Source organism: Eikenella halliae, from assembly GCF_001648475.1.
Taxonomy (GTDB): Bacteria; Pseudomonadota; Gammaproteobacteria; order Burkholderiales; family Neisseriaceae; genus Eikenella; species Eikenella halliae.
In genome coordinates, this window is sequence record NZ_LXSQ01000023.1 from 1 (window position 1) to 18,737 (window position 18,737).

The 18,737-nt window shown below is 59.3% G+C and carries 18 protein-coding genes; 9 read left to right on the top strand and 9 right to left on the bottom strand.

Annotation, left to right across the window (positions count from 1 at the left end):
* Positions 1–271: 271 nt before the first annotated feature.
* Positions 272–1,843 (bottom strand): TerC family protein, encoded by a 1,572-nt coding sequence (locus A7Q00_RS09665; protein WP_064090344.1) that lies wholly within the window; start codon positions 1,841–1,843, stop codon positions 272–274.
* Between the two features lie 12 nt (positions 1,844–1,855).
* Here A7Q00_RS09665 and A7Q00_RS13640 point away from each other — a divergent pair, with 12 nt between their 5' ends.
* Positions 1,856–2,017, top strand: a complete 162-nt coding sequence (locus A7Q00_RS13640) for a hypothetical protein (protein WP_156503796.1) — start codon at positions 1,856–1,858, stop codon at positions 2,015–2,017.
* A gap of 77 nt (positions 2,018–2,094) precedes the next feature.
* On the opposite strand, the gene A7Q00_RS09670 is transcribed toward A7Q00_RS13640, so the two are convergent.
* Together A7Q00_RS09670 and A7Q00_RS09675 are read right to left on the bottom strand one after the other, a co-directional pair.
* Entirely contained in the window at positions 2,095–2,553 is a 459-nt protein-coding gene (locus A7Q00_RS09670; protein WP_023887120.1) for a threonine/serine exporter family protein, read from the bottom strand.
* 3 nt (positions 2,554–2,556) lie between these two features.
* Positions 2,557–3,363, bottom strand: coding sequence for a threonine/serine exporter family protein (locus A7Q00_RS09675; RefSeq protein ID WP_064090345.1), 807 nt, complete (start codon positions 3,361–3,363; stop codon positions 2,557–2,559).
* A 375-nt stretch (positions 3,364–3,738) separates the two neighbouring features.
* On the opposite strand from A7Q00_RS09675, the gene A7Q00_RS09680 reads away from it, so the two are divergent.
* The 3 genes from A7Q00_RS09680 to nfsA all read left to right on the top strand — a co-directional run bounded on the left by A7Q00_RS09680 (position 3,739) and on the right by nfsA (position 5,982).
* Positions 3,739–4,305: an L-threonylcarbamoyladenylate synthase gene (locus A7Q00_RS09680; RefSeq protein ID WP_064090346.1), complete on the top strand. Its 567-nt coding sequence runs from the start codon at positions 3,739–3,741 to the stop codon at positions 4,303–4,305.
* Positions 4,306–4,491: 186 nt separating this feature from the next.
* Positions 4,492–5,064, top strand: a complete 573-nt coding sequence (locus tag A7Q00_RS09685; RefSeq protein ID WP_064090347.1) for a beta-class carbonic anhydrase — start codon at positions 4,492–4,494, stop codon at positions 5,062–5,064.
* Between the two features lie 183 nt (positions 5,065–5,247).
* A complete protein-coding gene (gene nfsA, locus A7Q00_RS09690; RefSeq protein ID WP_064090348.1) occupies positions 5,248–5,982 on the top strand; it encodes an oxygen-insensitive NADPH nitroreductase in 735 nt (244 codons plus the stop codon).
* Positions 5,983–6,276: 294 nt separating this feature from the next.
* Here nfsA and A7Q00_RS09695 read toward each other — a convergent pair whose 3' ends face one another.
* From A7Q00_RS09695 to leuE, 4 genes are all read right to left on the bottom strand, one after another.
* Positions 6,277–6,810, bottom strand: coding sequence for a PqiC family protein (locus A7Q00_RS09695; RefSeq protein ID WP_064090349.1), 534 nt, complete (start codon positions 6,808–6,810; stop codon positions 6,277–6,279).
* Entirely contained in the window at positions 6,810–8,447 is a 1,638-nt protein-coding gene (gene pqiB, locus A7Q00_RS09700) for an intermembrane transport protein PqiB (protein ID WP_064090350.1), read from the bottom strand. Before pqiB ends, A7Q00_RS09695 begins: the two co-directional genes overlap by 1 nt.
* A gap of 92 nt (positions 8,448–8,539) precedes the next feature.
* Positions 8,540–9,766 carry a paraquat-inducible protein A gene (locus A7Q00_RS09705; protein ID WP_156503797.1) on the bottom strand — a complete coding sequence of 409 codons (1,227 nt, stop codon included), beginning with the start codon at positions 9,764–9,766 and terminating at the stop codon, positions 8,540–8,542.
* A 633-nt stretch (positions 9,767–10,399) separates the two neighbouring features.
* Entirely contained in the window at positions 10,400–11,053 is a 654-nt protein-coding gene (gene leuE / locus A7Q00_RS09715) for a leucine efflux protein LeuE (RefSeq protein WP_064090497.1), read from the bottom strand.
* Positions 11,054–11,147: 94 nt separating this feature from the next.
* Between leuE and A7Q00_RS09720 the strand changes: the two genes are divergently transcribed.
* Both A7Q00_RS09720 and prmB read left to right on the top strand, forming a co-directional pair.
* Entirely contained in the window at positions 11,148–12,068 is a 921-nt protein-coding gene (locus A7Q00_RS09720; RefSeq protein ID WP_064090352.1) for a LysR substrate-binding domain-containing protein, read from the top strand.
* 180 nt (positions 12,069–12,248) lie between these two features.
* Positions 12,249–13,148, top strand: a complete 900-nt coding sequence (gene prmB / locus A7Q00_RS09725) for a 50S ribosomal protein L3 N(5)-glutamine methyltransferase (RefSeq protein WP_064090353.1) — start codon at positions 12,249–12,251, stop codon at positions 13,146–13,148.
* Positions 13,149–13,164: 16 nt separating this feature from the next.
* Here prmB and A7Q00_RS14195 read toward each other — a convergent pair whose 3' ends face one another.
* A complete protein-coding gene (locus tag A7Q00_RS14195) occupies positions 13,165–13,287 on the bottom strand; it encodes a hypothetical protein (RefSeq protein WP_281179012.1) in 123 nt (40 codons plus the stop codon).
* A gap of 155 nt (positions 13,288–13,442) precedes the next feature.
* On the opposite strand from A7Q00_RS14195, the gene A7Q00_RS09730 reads away from it, so the two are divergent.
* Entirely contained in the window at positions 13,443–15,095 is a 1,653-nt protein-coding gene (locus A7Q00_RS09730; RefSeq protein WP_064090354.1) for an electron transfer flavoprotein-ubiquinone oxidoreductase, read from the top strand.
* A 5-nt stretch (positions 15,096–15,100) separates the two neighbouring features.
* On the opposite strand, the gene A7Q00_RS13645 is transcribed toward A7Q00_RS09730, so the two are convergent.
* Positions 15,101–15,307, bottom strand: a complete 207-nt coding sequence (locus A7Q00_RS13645; protein WP_156503798.1) for a hypothetical protein — start codon at positions 15,305–15,307, stop codon at positions 15,101–15,103.
* Between the two features lie 15 nt (positions 15,308–15,322).
* Here A7Q00_RS13645 and A7Q00_RS09735 point away from each other — a divergent pair, with 15 nt between their 5' ends.
* Both A7Q00_RS09735 and A7Q00_RS09740 read left to right on the top strand, forming a co-directional pair.
* Positions 15,323–15,931: an SMI1/KNR4 family protein gene (locus A7Q00_RS09735; protein WP_064090355.1), complete on the top strand. Its 609-nt coding sequence runs from the start codon at positions 15,323–15,325 to the stop codon at positions 15,929–15,931.
* 213 nt (positions 15,932–16,144) lie between these two features.
* A complete protein-coding gene (locus tag A7Q00_RS09740; protein ID WP_064090356.1) occupies positions 16,145–18,400 on the top strand; it encodes a nitric-oxide reductase large subunit in 2,256 nt (751 codons plus the stop codon).
* Positions 18,401–18,737: the final 337 nt, after the last annotated feature.

The window sequence follows — 18,737 nt, forward strand, 5'->3', positions numbered from 1 at the left end:
TGCGGTTTGGCTGATGTTTTTGCATTGTTCGTAATAGTTTAAAGCTTTGTTCCTTAAGTCCGCAGAGTATGCCATGGTTAGACCTTCAAAGTTGAATATTGTACTATTTTGTTTTTAATTTACTATAACAAAAACCAGTACAGCGTTGGCTCGCCTTGCCGTAACGTGTGTACTGTCTGCGGCTCGCCGCCTTGTCCTGATTTTTGTTAATCCACTATATTTTTCAGGTAGCCTTTGAGTATGATTGCAAAGGCTACCTGAAACCCTGCGCTTATTCCGGCAGTCGGCTGATGCGGATTTGTTCGATGCGCTGGCCGGCTTTGGCGGCCACGGTGAAACGCCAGCCGTGGTAGTCGAGGGTGTCGCCCACTTCGGGCAGGGTTTTCAGCTCTTCGATCATCAGGCCGGCCACGGTGTGGTAGTCGGCATCTTCTTCGGGCGGCGGCAGGCCGAGCTGGGGGGCGAGCTCGGCGTATTCGTGGCTGCCGTCCACCAGCAGGCTGTCGCTGCTGTCGGTGCTGTGTTCGCCGGGCTGGGCGTTGGGCTCTTTGCGCTCGTAGGCTTCGGGGAATTCGCCGGCAATGGCGGAGAGCAGGTCTTTGGTGGTAACCATGCCCTGCACGGCGCCGAATTCGTCTACCACGAGGGCGTAGTCGGCGCCGCTTTGGCGGAACTGCTCGATGGCGGAAAGGGTGTTGGTGCTGTCGGGCAGGATGAGCGGCTGGCGCAGGGCGGCCTGGATATCAGGCTCTTGCCCGGCCAGAAGCTGGTTGAGCAGGTCTTTCTTGTTGATGTAGCCCAAAGGCTCGTCGGCACCGGCCTTGCCCACCACGAGAAGGCGGGAATACGGGGTGTTTTGCAGCTGGGCGTATTGCTGCTCGCGGCTTTGGGAAATGTCGAGCCGTTCGATGTCGCGGCGGGGCACCATGATGCCGGGCAGGGGGCGCTCGGCCAGGGTGAGCACGCTGCGGATCATGGATTTTTCGTTTTCTTCAAAGTGGCCGGCATCGTGGCTTTCTTCGCCGGCTTTGGCCAGCATGGTCTCGCGGATGCCCATCATGCCGAGCACGTTTTCGGCGGTACGGCGGCGCCAAGAGCGGCTGCCGTAGGCGTTTTTGTCGGTATTGCGCTGGGAGATTTGGTTGAACACTTCAATCAGCACCGAGAAGCCGATGGCGGCATACAGGTAGCCTTTGGGGATGACCACATGGAAGGCTTCGGCAATCAGGCTGAAGCCGATCATCAAGAGGAAGCCGAGGCAGAGCATCACCACGGTGGGATGGCGGTTGACAAATTCGGTGAGCGGTTTGCTCGCCCAAATCATCAGCGCCATCGCCACAACCACGGCGGCCATGGCGATTTGGATATGCTGCACCACGGCCACGGCGGTTACCACGGCATCGATGGAAAACACGGCATCGAGCACGAGAATCTGCAATACCACGCCCCAAAACGGCGCATGTTGTTTGCGGTGGTCGGTGTCGGAAACGGCGTAGTGGTTGGCGCCTTCCAGCCGTTCGTGCAGCTCGGTGGTGGCCTTATACAGCAGGAACAGGCCGCCCACAAACATGATGATGTCTTTGCCGGCCACTTCCAGCCGCCCCAGGGCAAACAGCGGGGTAGTGAGCTGCATGATGCGGCCCATAAAGGCGAGCATGAGCAGCCGGATGAGCACGGCCAAGGTCAGGCCGGTGATGCGGGCGCGGTCGCGCTGGGCGGGGCGTACTTTGCCGGCCAGAATGGCCACGAACACCAGGTTGTCGATGCCGAGCACGACTTCGAGAATAATCAGCGTAGCAAAGCCCAGCCAGGTTACCGGGTCGGCCAGCCAAGAGAAATCCATGAATTCGAATCCTTGATTGCAAGTAATAACAACAAACAAAGGCTACCTGAAAACGCCGTGGTCAGCTTTCAGGTAGCCTTTAAATATATGCCGTGCACACACTTATCCGCCGAGGCAGGCTCGGGCTCTGGAGAGGCGGGGGAATCGGTGTGCATATCGGCGCAGAAAGAATAATAAGGCGGTAAGTTTAGCAGATTGCGGCGGCTTGCTGAAGAATTATGGCTTCAGTCACACACAAAACGGTATGGCCGCTACACCACCGGCCGCTGGCGGTAGAACAGCAGCCCCGGCAGTGCTAGCCCGAAGGCCAGTGCGCCGATAACGAAGCCGGATTTCACAAAATAATCCACCGCCTGCCCCAAAAGCTGCTCGGAGAAGCCCTTATGGTTTATCTGCACCAGCGCAATCATCGCCTTATACACATACACGCCCGGAATCATCGGAATGATGGCGGCCACGGTAAATACTTTCGGGTGCGCCCGGTAGCGTTGCGACAAATACACACCGATAAAGCCCACCAGCGAAGCCGCACACAGCGTGGCCAGGCCCTGCGACAGGCCGAACTGCATCATGAGCGTGCGCGAGCCATGCCCCAGCGCGCCCAGATAAGCGCAGTATTTCAACGCATTGCGCGGCACATTAAACAAAATCGCAAAGCCCACGGCGGGGATGGCGGCGAAAAACATATCGTCCAGCAAATTCAGCAGCATGGCTTAATCCCAAGCGGAAACATTCAACAGGCTCAAGGCCAACACGATGCCCAAACAGGTGCTGAACGTGAGCAGCGTGGCCACCGCCCAGCGGCTCATGCCCATGTTCACATGGCCTTTGAGCATATCGGCCAGCGAGTTAATCAGCGGCACCCCCGGCACCAAGAGCAACACGCTGGCCGCCGTAGCGATTTCCGGGTGTGCGCCCCAGCCGAACTTCAGCGCCATGCCCGACACCATCGAAGCCACAAAAGCGGTTACCGCAAACACCACCGCCGGATTGTAGTGCCGTGCCGACAGCGCCTGTCGCACCCACATACCGCAGGCCGAAGCGATAAACGTGATGAAACAAATCAGCGGGTCGCCGCCCGAAAGGTGGGCAAAGCTCGCGCAAGAGAGCCCCACCATAAACACCACAAAATAGCGGTTGTATTTTTCCGCCTTCACCGCATCCAGCCGCTCGCGCACTTCCTGCACGCTATACAGCCCGTCTTCCGCATCCAGCACGATATGCTGCACCGCCGTGATCACCGACATATTGATGCCCTTGTCGAAATTCTTGCGCGTGGTGGTGATGCACTGGTTGGCGCGGCGCGTGGTAATCACAATCGCATTCGGCGTGAGCGCGCACTCCACGCTGTCCATGCCCAGCGCACGACCCAGCCGCACGGCGATTTGGTCGATCAGCGTGCTTTCCGCGCCATATTGCAGCAGCAACAGCGCGGCATGGATGCACAGGCGGGTAATTTCCTGCTGCTGTGCGTAATCGTCGGAAACGGAGGGCGGGGGGACGGGGGCGGGAGTCGTCATCTGGATAAACCGGTTGGGGAAAACGGAAGGGGGACGGCTGGCGGGAAACGGCCAGAAATGCTGCGGGCAGCAAGCCGTTTACGCGGATTGATAAGGAAGCAAATTATACTGCAAGCCCCGTGCGGCGGCCACTTACCGCCGAAAGCCGCATTTCCTTCCGTGCGGATTTGCCTGTATGCAAGGTGGCATCTCGACTGGAATGCGGATACCGGCAATCAGGCTACCTGAAAACGCAGCTGCAAACTCCCAATAAATTCAAACCAGGCCTTTGCAGGCAGGCGGGTTGCGGCAGGCTCGAATGGTATGGCAACGGTAAACAGCCTGCCGGTTTCGGATTACAATACAGTCCTTCCACGCAAACAGTCTGCAAACACCATGTGCCCACGAATCCTTTCCGCCGCTGCCGCCCGAGGGCTGCGCGCGCATCTGCGCCGCGGCGGCTTGGTGGCCTATCCCACGGAATCCAGCTACGGCTTGGGCTGCCTGCCCACGCACCGCCGTGCCTTGCACCGGCTGATGCGGCTGAAAAAGCGGCCGCAGCATAAAGGTTTGATTGTTGTCGGCAATGATTTGAAACAGCTTGAGCCGTTGCTGCAAAGGCTACCTGAAAACCAACGCAGGCTGGCGCAAAGCACTTGGCCGGCGGCGGTTACGTTTTTGTTTGCGGCAGCCGACCGCGTGCCGTCGCTGTTGCGCGGGCGCGGGCGGGAAAAGCTGGCGGTGCGCGTGCCGGGGCATGACGGGGCGCGGCGCTTGTGCGCGTTGTTGGGTACGCCGCTGGTGTCCACTTCGTGCAACCGCAGCGGGCGGCGGGCTTTGCGGCATCAGCGCGAAGTGCGGCGCTGTTTCGGGCGGGATGCGTATGTGGTCAACGGCCGCTGCGGCAGCTCGAAGCGGCCGAGCCGGATTGTGGATGCGCAGAGCGGGGCGTGTTTGCGCTAGAGGCTACCTGAAAAATCGGAAACCGGCATTTGAATACGGTGGGCGGGTCGAATGCGGCAGGCTAGGCCGGTGCGAAGTGTTTCGGCCGTGCAGAAATGATTTGCCCCGCTGGTACTGGTATATAATAGGCATGGTTTATTTCCGCATTCGTTTGCGCCCCAATCCCCAACCATGAAGGAAACGTTCATGAACCTACTCAATGAAATAGTCGAACACAACAAGCGCTTTGTCGAAAGCGGCAAATACGTGGAATTTTTCAGCGATAAATATCCTGAAAAGAAACTGGCCATCCTGTCTTGCATGGATACGCGCATTCTTGAGCTGCTGTATGCCGCCTTGGGCTTGAAAAACGGCGATGCCAAAGTGATCCGCAATGCCGGTGCGGTGGTGCTGCACCCGTGGGGTTCGGTCATGCGCAGCCTCTTGGTGGGCGTGTTCGATTTGCATGTGGAAGAAATCATGGTGGTGGCGCACCACGATTGCGGCATGTGTGGCTTCTCCCCCGACCGCCTGCTCAACAAAGCCCGCGCCGCCGGTATTTCCGAAGCCAATATCAACACCCTGCGCCATGCCGGCATCGACTTGGACGGCTGGCTCACCGGTTTCGACAATGCCGACGAGAGCGTGCGTCACACGGTGAGCCTCATCAAACAACACCCGCTGATGCCCGAGCACATTGCCGTACACGGTTTGGTGATTCATCCCACCACCGGCAAGCTCACCGTGGTGGTGGACGGCAATAAGAAAGCCGCCGAATAAACGCGGCTTCATTTGGCTGTTTACGCCTTGTATCCGGCACGATGGTTTTCAGGTAGCCTTATGTTCAACAGGCTACCTGAAAACTTTTGCCGCAAACGTTCATACCAAACAGCCGCTAGGCAGCCCGCTTATTCCGCCATTTCAATTTTCAGGTAGCCTTTCCACCGCTGATACAGGATTCCCATGCCCGCCCAACTCAACTCCCAACCCGTGCTGGCCACCGCACTGGCCCACCGCTCCATCCGTAAATTCACTGCCGAGCCCGTTGCGCCGGAGCAGCTCGCCGCCGTGCTCGAAGCCGGCCGCTCCGCTTCTTCGTCCAGCTTCATGCAGTGCATCCACATCATCCGCGTTACCGACCCCGCCGTGCGCGGGCGGCTGTATCAGATTGCCGCCCAACAGGAATACGTCCGCCTCGCGCCGGAATTCCTCGTGTTCTGCATCGACTACACCAAACACCGACGCCTCGTGCCCGATATCCAAACCGGCTATACCGAAGCCCTGCTGCTGGGTGCCGTGGACGCCGGCATCACCGCGCAAAACGTTTTGCTGGCTGCCGAATCGCTCGGCCTGGGCGGCGTGTACATCGGCTCCCTGCGCAACGATATCGCCGCTGCCGCCGAAGCCCTCGACCTGCCCGATACCGCCGTGCCGCTGTTCGGCCTCTGCCTCGGTCACCCCGCGCAAAACCCGCTCTACCGCCCGCGCCTGCCGCTTGAGGCCATCGTGAGCGAAAACCGTTACCGCGAATGCGGCGGCGACACCCTCGATGCCTACAACCGAGAACTGGCCGCCTACTATCAGACCCGCAGCGGGCTGGATTTGGACTGGCGCGGCCAAATCGCCCGCACCCTGGCTCAACCCCTGCGCCCGCACATCCTGCCTTTCCTGCAGGCACGCGGCTTTGCCAAGAAATGAGAAAAGGCTACCTGAAAACGCAAATGTGCAGGTTTGCTCCTAGCTGGCGGCAAGTTGCAGACAATGTGGGGGAAGGGTAGGGCGAGCTTAGGCCGCATGGCGCGGAGAGTTGTCGCGTGAATGGAAACAAGCCACGGCGTTGGTTCGTTTGGCTATCAGTATTACCGACTGCACCTTGCTCCGTGCCCGTTTTCATCCGCAATAGCGACAGGCTGTGATGCGTTTATGCTGCTTGCCCTAAAAAAGCTACCTGAAAATTTCAGGTAGCCTTTTGTGATGCCTGCGGCGGGATATTCAGTGGCCGCCCACGGTGTCGGCAGCGCGGTTGAGGCCTTGGGACAGGGATTCCACCATGGCGGGGTAGCCATCGCCCTGCTGCGGGGTTTGGATGTTGAACGGGGTGGTGCGGCCGTTCGGCCATTGGGCATAGCCGCTTACGAGGGTGTGTCCTTGGAAGCTGCCTTGGAATTGCTCGATGTAAATCTTGAGCACGGGCAGGTCGTTGCCGCGGCCGTAGGGCACGAAGCGGGCGCTGCCGTGGCGGTTGAGCCGGTTGCTGAAGGCGGCGGCCAGGCTTTGATCCAGCGGGGCGGCCCACAGGTGGTGGCGGGCGAAGTTGAGGCGGTGGGCGTCGGTTTGGTAAACGAGGCCGCCTTGGCCGAGCGGCTCGGCCAGGATGATTTGCACGGCGGTTTGGCCGCTGCTTTGGCCGGCCGGCGGCACGAAGGCGCTGTCGGGCAGGCTGAAATACTGGGTGGCGGGGGCGGAGGCGCAGGCGGCCAGCAGCAGGGCTGTGGCGGCGGCGGACAGTTTGGCAAACAAGGACATCAGCGGCTTCCTTTCGGGGTGGGGTCGGTGGCGGAAGAGTTGAAAATCAGGGCGTTGGGCTGCTCTTTGAGGGTGTTGAGCACGGGCGCGGCCTGCTGCAGGGTGCGGTCGATGCTGCGCAGGGTTTTCTGCACGTCGCCATACACGGGCGATTGCGGGGATACGCCCTGCAGGGTGGTGCGCAGTTCGGCTAGAGTGCGGTTGAGCTCGCCGGGCAGCTGCTGGGTTTGCGGCTGGCCGAGCAGGCGGTTGGCTTGGGCGAGCGTGCCTTTCAGCTCGGTTAGGCTGCCGTTGAGTTCGCGCACGGTTTTATCCAGCGGCAGGCGGTTGAATTTGTCGAGCAGGGCGGATACCTGCTGCTGCAAATCGCCCAGGCTGCCGCCGTTGCGGCTGGCGATGACGGTGTTGCCCTGATAGCTGGCGGCGGGTTTGAGCACGCTTTGGCCGGGGGCTTCGGAAAGTTCGACAAACAGGGAGCCGGTGAGCAGGTTGTTGCTGGACAGGGTGGCGCTGAGGCCTTTGTTGAGGGCGCGGCTGATTTGGTCGGCCCAGGCTTCTTTGCTTTGGCTGTCGGCGTTGATTTCGAGGCGGGAGGGGTCGATGCGGATGCGCACGGGAACCCAGCCGTTGTCGAATAGGTTGAGGCTGTCGTTGCGGCTGAAGTAGGGCACGTCGGTTACCGTGCCGATGGGGATGCCTTTGTATTCCACGGGCGCGCCGACGGCCAGGCCGCGCACGCTTTGTTTGAAGAAGACCACGTAATACAGCGAGCGCGCGTCGGCTTGGTTGTCTACGTCGGCACGGCTGTCGTAGAGGGGGAAGAGGGCGTTGTTGGCCACCTGGCCGCCTTTGTCGCCGCCGGGCGGGTCGTCGAAGGCGATGGCGCCGGAAATCAGGGCGGGCAGGGAAGGGGTGTCCACCTTGAGGCCGCTGCCGCCAAGCTCGATTTTGAGGCCGCTTTGTAGCCAGAAGCGCACGTTGCTGCCGATGAGTTTGTCGTTGGGGCTGCCGATGAAGATTTGGTAGTCGGTGGTTTTGGATGCGGGATCGAATTTCGCGCCCTCCACGATGCCCACCACGATGTCGCGGTACATCACCGGGCTGCCGCTGCTGAGGATTTTGCCGCTGCCGCCTTTTAAGCGCAGGCGCAGGCCGCCTTGGGCGAAGGCGGATACGGGCGGCACATCGGCCACGGTGAATTCGCGCGCTTCTTCCGGGCTTTTGCCGGGCATCAGGGCGATATACGAGCCGGACACGAGCGTGCTCAAGCCGGTGATGCCGCTTTGGTCCACGCGCGGTTTTACCATCCAAAACTGGCTGTCTTTGCGGATCATGTCTTTCGCTTCGCCGGAAAGCTGGGCGGTGAGTGCCACGCCTTCTTGGCTGGGGCGCAGGTGGATGGCGGTAACGCGGCCCACTTCCACATCAAGCACCTTGATCACGGTGTTGTTCACTTCGATGCCCTCGGCATTGGCCATATACAGCGTGATTTCCGGGCCGGTGTTGCGGATGTGGTCGAACAGCAGCCAGCCGCCGGTGAAGAGGGCGATGAGCGGGATGAGCCACACCATAAAGGAAAAACTGCGGTTGCGGCGGATTTTTGCCTGTGGTTCGCGTGTGGAAGAATGTTTATTCATGGTGTGATTTTGCGTTTTATGTGAAGAGGTTTTCAGGTAGCCTATGCTGCGTTGTGGCTACCTGAAAACGGTTCGGGCAGCCCCTAATGATTTCAGGTAGCCTTTGTATTGCGCCTGGCGGCTTTGTCCCACATCAGGCGCGGGTCGAAAAAATGTGCCGAGAGCATGGTGAGCAGCACCACCAGGCAGAAATACAGCGCCGCCGGTCCGGGCACCACCCGCGCCATGTGTGTGCGGAAAGTGGACATCAGCATGATGATGACGAAAATATCGATCATCGACCAGCGCCCGATGGATTCCGTAATCAAATACAGCTTGGAAAGCTTCTGCGGCGCTATTTGGGTGCCGAACTTCGCCGCATACAGCAGCACGCCCATGGCGATAATCTTCAGCCACGGCACCATAATGCTGGCGCTGAAAATAATCATGGCGATGTAGTGGTCGCCGTCACGCCACATAAACTGAATGCCGCTGAAAATCGTGCTGCGTTCGATAACGGTGGGGTTGGACGACACCATAATCGTCATCAGATTGGCCGGCAGCAGCAAAATCACAGAAGTAATCAGCAGCGCCAAGCTCAAACCTAGGCTGTTTGGCCGACGCTTATGCAGCCCCGAGCCGCAAATTTCGCATTCGATTTCGTGTGCCGGCCGTTCAAACAAGCACTTGCCGCAAAACACCGAACCGCCTTCAGGCCGCACCAAATCTTTATCCCCGCGCAGCCGCCGGATTTGGTAATACACCCAATGCTCCGGCACGGAAAGTGCAGTGCGGATAAGCAGCACGGACAGCACAAACATCAAATAAAACGCCGGCCCGAAATGCACTTCCGCCACTTTGCCCAGCTTGATATAGGCCACCAGCGTGGAAATAAAAAACACATCCACCATCATCCAGCCGCGCAGCCGCACCAGCCAGCGCGTGGCGCGCAGCACGCCGGGCGGCGGCTTGCCCCACAGCAACCCGCCATACACATACAAACACAGCAGGCAGAAGAAAAACGGCGCGCCGAAGGTGAGCACAAACATCACCTCGGCCAAAAAGCCGGATTTCTGCAAAATCAGCACCTTCATCATTTCCGGCATGGTGAGCGGCACCTCTAAGCCCAGCACTGTGACATGCATATACAGCCCGGAAAACACCACCACCAGCATAATCAGCGAGGCCAAGGCCAGCGCTGGCGGCAGCAGAAACGGGTTGGTTTCCACCCGCGCCAGCGGATGGCCGCAGCGCGGGCAAAACGCTGCTTTCCCCGGCTTGAGCGGCGGCAGGCGCAGCTCCAGCCCGCAGGAGTGGCAGGAAATATAGTGTGCCGGCATTACTGCCTTCGGCTGATATGGCCGGTAGCGGCGCGCGCGGCGCAAGCGGGTGGCGAATTTCAAAAGGAAACCAGAAGATAATGAAAAATGGCGATTATAGCCTAAAGCGGATTGGCAGCAATAGTTTAGGGGCTGTTGACAACTACTGGTTTCCGCATCTTTTTACCCCAAAGGTGGCATCTTCCGCGTTGGAAATCCTCGCCAGGTGCCCAACCTTGCTGCGGTTTCCGACTTAAATCTGCCGCCTTTGGGGCAAAAATCTGCTTGGAAAAGTAGCTGTCAGCAAACCCTAGCACAGGTTTTCAGGTAGCCTTGGCTGGGGAGAAGGCTACCTGAAAAATAATAGGTATTGGAAAAAAGAGTTGGGCAGATAGTGTTCAGGTAGCCTCTTGGCGTATACAGAGGCTACCTGAACTTACTGTCCGCAAAAAAAGGCTACCTGAAAAATCGTGGCTGTTGCGGATAGGAGTTTGGTGCGGAAGTACGGCACACTATTTTCAGGTAGCCTGAAGCAGCAATTTATAGTGAATTAACAAAAACCAGTACAGCGTTGTCTCGCCTTGCCGTACTATCTGTACTGTCTGCGGCTCGTCGCCTTGTCCTGATTTTTGTTAATTCACTATAGGATTGGGTTTAGGCGATGGCGCTGGCCAGCCACAGTTTGGCGGCGAAGAAGATAAACAAGGCGCCTGCACCGCTTTTGCCGAACGCGGCCACCCGGCTGTATTTGGTGCCCACGCGGCCGACGGAATCGGCCATCATAATCAGCGTGCTCATGCACAGCAGACTGCACAGCTGGAAGGTGCCGCCCAAGAGCAGGAAGCTCAGGTGTGGGTGTTCGTAGCGGATATCGACAAACTGCACCATGATGGCTGGGAAAAACAGCAGGCTTTGCGGGTTGGCCAGGGAGATAATCAGCGATTTGCGGAACACCTGCAATAGGGTGCTTTCGGCGGTATGGCTCTCGGCTTTGGCCGCGGCAGCATGATGCAGTTTGAGCCAGCCTTCGCGCAGCAGCATAAAGCCCAAGTAGGCCAAGTATGCGCCGCCGGCCAGCTGCAGCGCGTTAAATAAAGAAGGATAGGTTTGCAGCAGGGCGCTGGCGCCGAAAGTGGAGGCCACAATCAACACGCCGTTGCCGACAAAGATACCGGCGAAGGCGCTCCAGCCGGTTTTTTTGCCGTATTGCCCGGCCACGGATAAGCAGTAAACCATATTCGGCCCGGGCAGCAACACCAGCAGCAGCACGGCTGCAAGATAAGCGGAAAAGTTAATGATACCGAACATTTGCATACGCCCATTCATCATGGTAGGCATACTATACAGCCGGTTTCTTGATATATAAAATACTGCCTAAATAAGCCTGTGATAGGGAAAGCAGATGATAAATTTCCGCCTTGTCCGCCATTTGTGGATGTTTCTTGCCGTGGCCGAAGAAGAACACTTCGGGCGCGCCGCCGAGCGGCTGAATATGTCGCAGCCGCCGCTCACCGAACACATCAAACAGCTCGAGCAGGCTTTGGGCATGGTGTTATTTGAACGCTCACGGCGCGGCACCAAGCTCACCGCCGCCGGTTATTCCATCTTGCCCGCCGTGCGCAAATTTGCCGAGCAGATGCAACGGCTGCAAACCACCGTGCAGGAAATCGCCGCCGGCCACAGCGGCATTCTGCACATCGGCGCGATTACCGTGGCGCTGTTGGAAGTGGTGCCGCCGCTCATCGAACACATCCACCGGCACTATCCCGCGCTCACCGTGCGGGTGCGCGAAATCGACAGCGGCGACGCCGAGCCGCTGCTGCAAGCGGGCGACATCGATCTCGCCTTCGCCCGCCTGGAAATCCCATGGGACAGCACCATCCGCCTGCACACCCTGCGCCGCGAGCAGCTGGCCGTGGTGTTGCCGAAAAGCCATCCTTTTGCCGGGCGCGAATCCATCGGTTTGAAAGACCTGGCCTGCGAGAGCTTTGTGATGTTCGAGCGCGCCGTCAGCCCCGATTCCTTCGACGCCCTGATTGCCGCCTGCCAACGCGCCGGCTTTGTGCCCAATATTCTGCACGAAGTGCGCACCATCGCCCTGCAGGTGGCCTTTGCCGGTTGCGGGCAGGGCGTGGCGCTCGTGCCCGTGTCTTCCGCCCGCTACCTGCCCGACAACGCCGTGCTGCGGCCATTGGACGACGATATTCGGATCAACAGCGTGGTCTTGGCCTGGCACGAAGGGCAGCACGACCCGCTGCTGGAAAACGTGCTGGATTTGGTGCGCGGGTATTTCGACGATGCGGGAGGGAAGCAGGCTACCTGAAAAAGAACCGGGTGTTTCCGGCGGTTTTAAAACGATGAAGGCTACCTGAAATATTTAGCTGCCCGGAAACCCGCCGGCTCGTTTTCAGGTAGCCTTTCGGGCAGGCCGATGCAGTACTGGTTTTTACCGATTCACTATATAATCCCGCCCCACTGACTATATTTTCAACACCCAAAAACCATGTTCGCCCAAGCCCGCCAACACCTCCGCACCCCGCGCGACCTCCTGCGCTTCTGCACCAGCCGCTTCAACCAAGCCCGCCTCAGCTTCGGCCACGGCAGCGACAACGCCCACGACGAAGCCGCCTACCTCATCCTCCACACCCTGCACCTCCCGCTCGACACCCTCGAGCCCTATCTCGATGCCGCACTCCTGCCCGAAGAAATCGACGCCGTGCTCAGCCTGGCCGAACGCCGCGTCAACGAACGCCTCCCCATGGCCTACCTCACCCGCCAAGCCTGGCAGGGCGATTTTGAATTTTATGTGGACGAACGCGTGCTCATCCCCCGCTCCTTCATCTACGAACAACTCGGCGAGCCCATCGCCCCGTGGACAGGCGATGGCAACCAGATCCGCCGCGTGCTCGACCTCTGCACCGGCAGCGGCTGCCTCGCCATCCAAGCCGCCTGCCACTACCCCGAAGCCCAAGTCGACGCTGCCGACCTCAGCCCCGAAGCCTTGGAAGTGGCCGCCATCAACGTGGCTAACTACGGCCTCGAAGAGCGCATCCGCCTGATTCAAAGCGACCTCTTCGCCAACCTTTCCGGCACTTACGACCTCATCATCTCCAACCCGCCCTATGTAAACGCCGAAAGCGTCGCCGCCCTGCCCGCCGAATACCTGCACGAGCCGGAAATGGCACTCGGCAGCGGCGAAGATGGCCTCGATGCCACCCGCCAAATCCTCCAACACGCCCCCCGCTTCCTCAACCCGCACGGCGTATTGCTGGTGGAAATCGGCCACAACCGCGAAGCCCTCGAAGCCGCCTTCCCCCGGCTCCCCTTCTTCTGGCCCGAACAAAGCGACGGCGGCAGCAGCGTCTTCCTGCTCACCCGCGAGCAATTATTGGGCGAAGAGTAGGCAAAACCGTCTGATTTTATTCACCGCGAAAGGCTACCTGAAAACCCCAAGCCGTTTTCAGGTAGCCTTTCGGAATTTCGGGCAGTCCCAAAGCGGAAGCCTTGCAGGCCGGATAGCGTTGTCCGGCAAACCGTTGCATCTAAAGATGTCGGGTTCGGGAGCTTGAAGGCCTCAACCTGTTTTCAGGTAGCCTCAAAAGCAACGCGGAGGGCGGGCGAAGTGGTAAAATCGCGCCTTCGGTTTTGAGTATGGAAACGGGCGGAAAGCGCCCGAATACAGGAAAGTTTGGCAGAGATGACAGAACAAACAACACGCGAGAGTATGCAATATGACGTGGTAATCGTGGGCGCGGGCGTGGCCGGGCTGTCGGCGGCGATACGGCTCAAGCAGCTCGCGGCCGAGTCGGGCAGCGACATCAGCGTGTGCGTGGTGGAGAAAGGCTCGGAAGTGGGCGCGCATATTTTGTCGGGCGCGGTGTTCAACCCCAAGGCGCTGAACGAGCTGCTGCCCGATTGGCGCGAGCGCGGTGCGCCGCTCAAACAGCCGGTGAAAGGCGAGCGGCTGCTTTTCCTCACGCGCCAATCCGCGCTGCCGCTGCCCCTGCCGCCCAGCTTCCACAATCAGGGCAACTACATCATCAGCCTGGGGCTGTTGTGCCGCTGGCTGGCGGAGCAGGCCGAAGGTTTGGGCGTGGAGATTTACCCCGGCTTTGCCGCCGCCGAAGTGTTGTATCGGGCAGACGGCAGCGTGAAAGGCATCGCCACCGGCGATATGGGCATCGGCAAAGACGGCCGGCCCACCGATGCCTATCAGCCCGGCATGGAGCTGTGGGGGCGGCAGACGGTGTTTGCCGAAGGCTGTCGCGGGTCGCTGTCCGAACAGCTGATTGCCAAGTTCCGATTAGACCGCCACAGCCAGCCGCAAACCTACGGCCTGGGCGTGAAGGAGATTTGGGAAGTGCGGCCCGAACAGTCGCAGCCCGGCAAGGTGATGCACACCGTGGGCTGGCCGCTGGATAGCCATACCTACGGCGGCTCCTTCCTCTACCATTTGGCGGAAAACAAAGTGGCCGTCGGCTTCGTGGTGGGGCTGGACTATCAAAATCCCTACCTCTCGCCGTTTGAAGAGTTTCAACGGTTTAAAACCCACCCCGCCATCCGCCCCGTGTTTGAAGGCGGTCGGCGCATTGCCTACGGCGCACGCGCGCTGGTTGAGGGCGGTTTGCAGAGCCTGCCCAAGCTCACTTTCCCCGGCGGCGTGCTGGTGGGCGATGCGGCGGGCTTCCTCAACGTGCCCAGCATCAAAGGCGCGCACACCGCCATGAAATCGGCCATGCTGGCCGCCGAAGCCGTGTTCGGCGTGCTGCAAAACGGTGCGGCGGAAGAGGAGGGCGCAGAAGCCGCGGCCTATGCCGAAGCCTTCTGCCAATCCTGGCTGCACGACGAGCTCTACCGCGCCCGCAATATCCGACCCGCCTTCAAATGGGGCTTCTGGCCGGCCATGGGGCTCAACGCGCTGGATGCGTATGTGTTCCGCGGCCGCGCCCCGTGGACCATCAGCCATCACGGCAGCGACCGTGAGAGCCTGAAGCCTGCCGCCGCGTGCCGCCCCATCGAATACCCCAAACCAGACGGCCAAGTGTCGTTCGACCGCGCCAGCAGCGTGTATCTGGCCAACACCCACCACGAAGAAAACCAGCCGCCGCACCTGAAGCTTGCCAGCGAACAGGCCGCCATCGAGGTGGGCTACCGCCGCTTCGCCGCGCCCGAAACGCGCTACTGCCCCGCCGGCGTGTATGAAATCGTGCAGGAAAACGGCCGGCCGCACCTGCAAATCCACGCCGCCGACTGCATCCACTGCAAAACCTGCGACATCAAAGACCCCGCCGCCAACATCACCTGGACCTGCCCCGAAGGCGGCGGCGGGCCGAACTACGGCGAGATGTAGCGGCGCTAGGTTTCAGGTAGCTTGGGTAAAAATGAGGCTACCTGAAAACGGTTTATCCACTTTTCAGGTAGCCTGTTTTCAGGTAGCCTATCGACCGACATACAAGATGCCGGCAAGGCTGCCCGAAACAGCAAACGGCAACACGTTTTAACCCGCCTCCGTTTTTCAGGTAGCCCGGGCGCAAATGGGCTACCTGAAAACGGTTTATTCACTTTTCAGGTAGCCCTATGCAACTTCAACACACCCTCACCGAGCTTACCGCCATTGCCGCGCAGCACGACCCGCACTTTCCGGCCAGCCTGCAGGCTGGTTTGAGCCGCGCGGATTTGCAGGCCAAACTCGATGCCGCCGGTTTCGCCCGCCGCCCGCCGCAGGAATGGTTTGCGCTCTACGGCTGGCACAACGGCAGTGTGCAGTCGGACAAACAGCCTTTGGACACACCGCTGTTCCATTACCATTGCTTCCTGCCCGTGGAAGCGGCGCTGGCCGAGTGGGCATGGCGCATGGAAACCAACCGCCACGAGCCGGATTTCCCCGTATTTGATCCGCGATTGCTGCCGGTGTTCGAGTTTGAGGGCGAGTTTTACTGCGTCGAATGCGGCGATACGGAGCAGCCCCGCGCCCCGGTGTGGTTCGATTTCCACGGCGCCATCCTGTGCTACGACAGCCTGCACGCCATGCTTGAAGCCAAGCTGGAATGCCATCGGACGGCGGGCATCTATGTGCGCGATGCCGACGGCTGGGAAGACTGCGCCGACGAAGCGGCCTGCGCGGTGGTGCTGCTGAAACACAACCCCTGCCGCGCGAAGGAATTGCGCGATTGCGCACACCCGTGAGCCAGGGCTACCTGAAAACCGTATTCCCGAGAATACGGTTTTTTGTTTTGCCGCCAGCCCTGTTGACGCAAATTAATACTTTTTAGCTAGATATTTCATGACAAGAAATGGCTATATTAGCCATGGGAACAGGTGACCTCGTTTCGGGCAGTTTCTTGCCCGGGCGGCGGCATCAGTTTGAAATCACCACAAACCAATTTTAGAGGATTAATAATGGGACAATATAAGAAATTATGGCTGTCGCTCATCGCAGTTTTGACGATAACCTTTTCAATATTGGGCTATTTGGGCGTGGAGGTATACCGTCAGGCACCTCCGTTCCCGGAAGCCTATGTATCGGCCGACGGCAAAACCGTAATCAGCAAAGACGACGTGCTGGCCGGCCAGTCTGCCTGGCAGAGCACCGGCGGCATGGAGCTGGGTTCGATTCTCGGCCACGGCGCTTACCAAGCCCCCGACTGGACGGCCGACTGGCTGCACCGCGAATTGGTGGCTTGGTTGAACATCCGTTCGCAAGAGCAGCACGGCAAGATGTTTGACGAGCTCAATGCCGACCAACAGGCCGTGCTGAAAGCCGCGCTCACGGAAGAATACCGCAACGGCAGCCGCATGGGCGCCGACGGCAAAGTGGTGTTGAGCGATACCCGCATCAAAGCCATCGAAGCGGTTGCCCCGTACTACATCAAACTGTACGGCAACGACCCGTCTATGGAGAAAACCCGCGAGCACTTTGCGATGAAAAACAACACGCTGCCGGATGAAACCCGCCGCCAGCGCCTGACCAATTTCTTCTTCTGGACGTCTTGGGCTGCCGCCACCAACCGCCCGAACCACGACGCCACCTACACCAACAACTGGCCGCACGAACCCTTGATCAATAACGTGCCGACCACGGAAAACGTGATGTGGTCTGTGGCCAGTATCGTGTTCCTGCTGTCCGGTATCGGCCTCTTGGTGTGGGGCTGGTCTTTCCTGCACAAAGAGGAAGGCGAGCTGCAGCTGCCGGATACCGACCCGGTCAGCAAAGTGCAGCTCACGCCTTCGCAACGCGCGCTGGGCAAATATGTGTTCCTCACCGTGGCGCTGTTTATCGTGCAGATCCTGCTCGGCGGCCTCACCGCGCACTACACCGTGGAAGGCCAGCGTTTCTTCGGCATTCCGCTGTCTGACTGGTTCCCCTATGCGCTGGTGCGCACTTGGCACTTGCAATCCGCCATCTTCTGGATTGCCACCGGCTTCCTCACCGCCGGCCTGTTCCTGGCTCCGGTGGTAAACGGCGGCAAAGACCCGAAATTCCAGGCGCTCGGCGTGAATGCGCTGTTTGTGGCGCTGTTTATCGTGGTGGGCGGCTCTTACGGCGGCAACTTCCTGGCCTTGAGCCACGCCATGCCCGCGCACCTGAATTTCTGGTTCGGCCACCAAGGTTACGAATACCTGGATTTGGGCCGCTTCTGGCAGATTCTGCTGATGATCGGCCTCCTGTTATGGCTGTTCCTGATGCTGCGCTGCACCGTGTCTGCTTTTAAAGACAAAAACGCCGACAAAAACCTGCTGGCCATTTTCGTGGCTTCCATGGTGGGCGTGGGCGTGTTCTACGCACCCGGCCTGTTCTACGGCGAGCACGACAGCCTCACCGTGATGGACTACTGGCGCTGGTGGGTGGTGCACCTGTGGGTGGAAGGCTTCTTCGAAGTGTTCGCCACCGTGGCGCTGGCCTTCATTTTCTACAACCTGGGTTTGGTGAGCCGCAAATCGGCTACCGTGGCTTCATTGGTTGCCGCTTCGCTGTTTATGGTCGGCGGCGTGCCCGGCACGTTCCACCACCTGTATTTCGCCGGTACCACCACGCCGATTCTGGCCGTGGGCGCCTGCTTCTCCGCTTTGGAAGTGGTGCCGCTGATTCTGCTGGGCAAAGAGGCGCATGAACACTGGGCCTACCAGCACGCCACTCCGTGGATGAAGCGCCTGCGCTGGCCGCTGATGTGCTTCGTGGCCGTGGCTTTCTGGAATATGATCGGCGCCGGTGTGTTCGGCTTCCTGATCAACCCGCCGCTGTCACTCTTCTACCTGCAAGGCTTGAACACCACCGCCGTGCACGCCCATGCCGCTCTGTTCGGTGTATACGGCTTCCTCGCCTTGGGCTTCGTGCTGCTGGTGGCACGCTACCTGAAACCGGATTATGAGTTTGAAGAAAAACTGATGAGCTACGGCTTCTGGATGCTGAACCTCGGCCTGGTGGGCATGATCGCCACCAGCCTGCTGCCCGCCGGTGTGATTCAAATTTATGCCGCTATTCACGACGGTTTGTGGATGGCCCGCAGCGAAGGCTTCATGCAACAGGATTCGCTGGTGATGCTGCGTTGGATTCGTACCATTTCCGACTTGGTATTCATCGCCGGCGGCTGCTGCGTGGCTTGGCAGGCGACTAAAATTGTGTTCAGCAAAGGCACCGGCAAGAAAACTGCCTAATATGCCGCAGCTTGAACTTTGATTGAAGAGAAGGCTACCTGAAGTTTCAGGTAGCCTTTTTTATAGTGAATTAAAATAAGAATGCTACAGCGTTGGCTCGCCTTACCGTATTGCTCATACTGTCTGCGGCTCGCCGACTTGTCCCATTCTTATTTTAATCCACTATAACAGCCTGGGTACTCGGCGGCAGATTGCTTGATTTGGCTTTCAGGCAGCTTTTATAGATTTGGTTCGATGTTGCTGGGCTGATTTTGTTATATGGAGCGGATGGCTGCCGGAATAGGCAGACTATTTGCTTGGAATGTTCTACCCATGAGCTTTAAGGCCGGATGGCAGG